The sequence below is a fragment of the Pseudomonas rustica genome (genome assembly GCF_018336155.1).
GTDB classification, from domain to species: domain Bacteria; phylum Pseudomonadota; class Gammaproteobacteria; order Pseudomonadales; family Pseudomonadaceae; genus Aquipseudomonas; species Aquipseudomonas rustica.
This window is the reverse complement of the sequence record NZ_JAGYHF010000028.1, coordinates 1-4,161: the sequence shown is the minus strand read 5'-3', so window position 1 is coordinate 4,161 and position 4,161 is coordinate 1. Positions and strand designations below refer to the sequence as shown.

Annotated in this window: 6 protein-coding genes; all 6 read right to left on the bottom strand. The window is 59.8% G+C overall.

The features are described from left to right. Window positions 1-1,212, bottom strand: a 1,212-nt coding sequence (locus tag KFS80_RS26615; protein WP_212546457.1) for a DUF4055 domain-containing protein, incomplete at its 3' end; no start/stop codon positions are given. 7 nt (window positions 1,213-1,219) lie between these two features. Then, window positions 1,220-2,707, bottom strand: coding sequence for a terminase large subunit (locus KFS80_RS26610; RefSeq protein ID WP_212546456.1), 1,488 nt, complete (start codon window positions 2,705-2,707; stop codon window positions 1,220-1,222). A 1-nt stretch (window position 2,708) separates the two neighbouring features. After that, window positions 2,709-3,230: a hypothetical protein gene (locus KFS80_RS26605; RefSeq protein ID WP_047297584.1), complete on the bottom strand. Its 522-nt coding sequence runs from the start codon at window positions 3,228-3,230 to the stop codon at window positions 2,709-2,711. An 8-nt stretch (window positions 3,231-3,238) separates the two neighbouring features. Next, complete coding sequence (locus tag KFS80_RS26600; protein WP_064361127.1) at window positions 3,239-3,670, bottom strand: Ntn hydrolase family protein; 432 nt, start codon at window positions 3,668-3,670, stop codon at window positions 3,239-3,241. Window positions 3,671-3,677: 7 nt separating this feature from the next. Beyond that, window positions 3,678-3,908: an Acb2/Tad1 domain-containing protein gene (locus tag KFS80_RS26595; protein WP_064361126.1), complete on the bottom strand. Its 231-nt coding sequence runs from the start codon at window positions 3,906-3,908 to the stop codon at window positions 3,678-3,680. Between the two features lie 59 nt (window positions 3,909-3,967). Then, complete coding sequence (locus tag KFS80_RS26590) at window positions 3,968-4,150, bottom strand: hypothetical protein (RefSeq protein ID WP_047297581.1); 183 nt, start codon at window positions 4,148-4,150, stop codon at window positions 3,968-3,970. Window positions 4,151-4,161: the final 11 nt, after the last annotated feature.

Genomic DNA, 4,161 nt, shown 5'->3' with positions numbered 1-4,161 from the left:
GGTCCCGGTCTCGTCGATCGCATCCATCATGAAGCGCTGAGCATCGAACAGGGAAAGCCGCACAGCCTCGGACACGTTGCCGGCGATCGTGCCCAGCACCGAGTTATCCGAGCTGTACCGGATGCGAACAGCCTCTGCCGTCTCGGCGCCGCCGCCCTGCTGGACGATACGAGCGCCGATCATGAGCATCTGATCTTCCTTGTCCTTCATCAGCTCGCGGGCCAGCTGCGTCTCCTTGGCCTGAAGCATGACGGCGGAGCCTTGCTTGCCGAGGTTGTGGCCACGGCGCGACCCGATGTGCATCCCGTTCGGGTTCAGCTTGAGGAACTCGTCAGGCTGAATATCCGTAGTGATGAACAGCGTTGGCTGCGAACTGATGAAGCCCGCCTCTTCCACCGTGGCGCTGTTGCCGTAGTGGAGGATGTTCACCTCGGCCAGGTCTTCCAGCGGCGCCTTGTCGATACTGGCGTCGTTGTTCTGGGAGCCGAAGAAGTGGAACGGGATGTGGTCGAAGGCCTTGCCGGTCTTGTCAGTCGGGTTCGTCTCGACGCCGTCCGGTGTGTCTTCCGTGTACACACGCTGCACGTACTTGCCGCCGATCAGCATCAGCGCGCGATATTGATCCTTGGCGGTGAACTCGAAACCGTCCTGCGTGGCCTCGTTGATTTTTTCGTGCAGGACCACCAGCGTCAGCCGGCGAACACCATCGATCACGTCTTCCCGCCAATTGACGATGCTTTCGGCTGGGTAGAAGTGAATGTATGCGCGTGCATTTGCAGCCTGGGCGACAGTGAGCGAGGTTTGACCCTCTGGCAACTCAACCTTCGGGAAGTCCACCAGCAGCCCACCACGGCCAGTGTCGAGGCATTCGCCGGTTGCCTCCTTGCACAGTTGCTCAAGGCTTGATCCGTCGCCACTGATGTTCTCCAGCAGGTATTCAACGGCTGATGGCAGCTTGATCTCTGCCGTCTTGCGGAACACCGCGCCCAACAGCCCGGTGCGAGTGCGCCCGGTGACGTTGAGAAACATCGCCCGCTTCTTGAGCTGCTCATACCGCGCGATGTTCTCGGGCGACTGATTGAGCGGATCAGGCATTGGCAAGTATTCGTTGTACTTGCGAACCTCTCGCGGCCCGGCTACGCAACGCTTGACCAGCTGCCAACCGGGCAAGGCATCGCTGTACTCCTGCCTGATGGCGCTGTAGTTGGGCATATGGGCCTCAGAAAGTGAAGGTGACAGGAATGTGGGTCATGGTTGCGCGCTTGGTCTTGGCCACAGCGAAGTAGCGCCATGCGTCAGCAGGGTGAGACGCCCAGTCATGCAGCGGCCGGTCTTTCCAGCAGCCCTTCTTGTCGTCCCACTCTTTGCGGTAGTTCTCCAGCGCGGTGATGCCCTCTTCGCACTTCGCCTCGTCAAAGGCGCAGAGCCCGAGGATTTCCCGTGCCTGATCAATACCGTCATCCACGCCGATCTTCGGCACGACCTGGAACGTCATGCGGTAGTGCTGGCCGTCGATCTCGTAGCCTTCGCGCGCCATTTCCCGGCGGGTCTTGGCATCGCTACCGAATTCCCGGTTGTCGATGTCGTGCGGGCCCCAGTGCTCGGAGTAGGTGTAGCCCTTGTCCTTGAGCACCTTCATGTAGTGCCGCAGGCCTTCCCCGCTGTTCTGGTAGAAGTCGATGACGTGGTACTCGTTGCCGACCTGACGCACGAACCAGATGGCCGTGGAGTCGCCGACGCCGATGTCCCAGAAGGTCATCACCGGCAGGTGGCTGTTGTCTGGCAGCGTGCCGATGCGCTGAGCGGCGTAAAGCTTGGTGAACTGCTGGGCGTAGTAGGCGCCCTCGATCGACTGCTGGAAGGCTTCGGCGGGGATCGACGGGTATTCCCGCTTCATGTCGTCGCCTAGCGTCTTCTCCTTGGCGGCGTACCAGGCGCGCTGGCCGGGGTTGGTGTCGATGCCGTGCTTGACGAACAGCTCGTTGAAGTAGTCGGTCAGGCGCTGCGGGATGATCGCTTCGGCAGGATCGAGCCAGTAGGCCTTGTTCTTCCACCAACTGAAGAAGAAGAACTTCCAGTCCAGCTTGCCGAGCGGCGTGCCGGACAGCAGTTGCTTCTCTGCGCTCTGCGAGTAGTCGAAGAAGTAGCCCGCCCGCCCCTCCGCCGTCGATTCAATCGTGACGAAGCAATCGGTGGCGACAGCCTCGAAGGCGCCGGTGACGATCTCACGCGCCTTGTGCGGAAACTTGGCGCAGATCTTCCCAAACTCGGATACGTGCAGGTAACGCAGCGTGCCGCCCCGGAAGGAGGTGCTGACGTAGAGCGAGCCGCCCTTGCTGAACACCAGCTCACCGGCAGCGTCGTTGCTCGCTGGGTTCGCGGCTCGGATCTCTTTCGGCAAATTGTCGTAGGCGTACTTCACCTTCTCCCGGAACAGGCGCTTGGCGTCGTTCAGGGTGTGAGCGATCAGTGCGCACTTCGCCGACTCGAACAGAGCAGCGTCGAGCTGGATGATGCAGCACTCAGTGGTAAAGCCGAGCTGGCGAGCCTTCAGGATGATGTTCCGGGTATGCATCCCGTCGAAGTATTCAATCTGCTCGTCCGTCATCCGGAAGCGGACTTTCTTGCCCTGCTTGTCGGTGATGAAGTAGAGATTGTTCAAGCGCCAACGCTTATCCCGGAGCAGCTTCATGTGCTCGGGCTTCATGTCAGGCGTCCTTCGATAGTTCGTCCATCATCGCGGCCAGGGTGTCGACTGTCTTGTCACCCTCTTCCGTGTCGAGGTTGTAGGCCTGGCGCTCGCCCTTGATGACCTTGAGCTGGGCATCGACGCCTGCGTTGAGCGATCGGGAGAAGTCGCCGATGTTCGCCTCGTTGACCGTCATGGCTTGAAGCGCGGCGCTGAGCTTGTTCGCAATGCCTCGCCACTGAGCCAGATCAACTCGGTGCGCAAGCACTACAGAGGCAACCTTGTCGGAAGCCTCCTCAATGATCTGTTCTTCGGTTACCAGCGGGTCTTGGTAACTTTCCGTGGTAACCGCGTTGGTAACCTTTCGCTTGGCTGCTGCTCTGACCTTATCCGTCAGGTCGCGCACCCAGCCTTCCTTCTTCGCTCGCTTGGCAATCGCTACGTGAGAGATGTTGCTCTCTTCGGCGATTGCTCGAACTGAAAGCGACCCAGCCCGGTAGGCTCGTTCGATCGCCTCCCAGTCGGGTTGCTTGGTTGTCATGGGGATCCTTATTTTTGCTTGATGGTCATCGTGCGGATGGTGCCGCCGGTGTAGATGTCTCGCTTCATGGCGGCACGAACCGCGCCCACCGCGTTTGCCCCCATATCCATCGCTGCTAAGGCATAAGCGGAGCCACTGCCAATAGCGTCAGGGTTGGATGGGTCGAGCTCCTGCTTCCAAAGGCCCGTCTTGTCGTCGTGGCCGACCATCATCAGCTTGCCACCATCGACGACATAGCCCGAACACTCCACAGGAACAAGCGAGGGGGTTCCGAAGTAGGCGGCAATCAAAGCCTTCTCGTCGCATACAGCTCCAGCCAGGAAGAAACTGACTCCATCAACGGTCGCGCACTTCAAGCAATCATCTGAGACGATCGCGCCCGACCTGGTCTGCCGCGAGTCATAGGCGATAACACCGTCCTTGTAGGCAATGGTTGTCATGTGGGCCTCAGCTGAATGGATCCGCAGGTTTGGCGATCGAGCGAACGAACCACATGAAGCCCTGCTGAAGATTGGTCTTGGCCAACGCCAACAGCCGAGGGTCAACACCTTCAATCTGGCCGATCTGCTTGAACAGTTCGCCGGCGTCGACCTCCAGAGCCTTGATCGAGTTCATGCCGTCGATTTCAGACTGAGTCAGGTCGCGGTAGCCGGTGATCTTCTTGTGCTGGTTATCCATGCTGCTCTCCTCGTCGCGTGTCGCGACACAATTTGCACTCTCGCGAAACGTGTCGCGACCTACTTGCTCTGACTGCGCTTGATCTGCGCGTCCACCTGGTCTGCGCAGGTGTCGAGCAGGTTGATCGCTTGGTTCTTCAGTTCCCACAGCTGGCCGTTGTCGGCGAGGTCTTCATCAGCTACCCGCTCACATGGCACAAGCTCAGGGGGCTCGACTCTTACCGCCGCCGTCTTTGTTACCAGTGGCGGCTTTC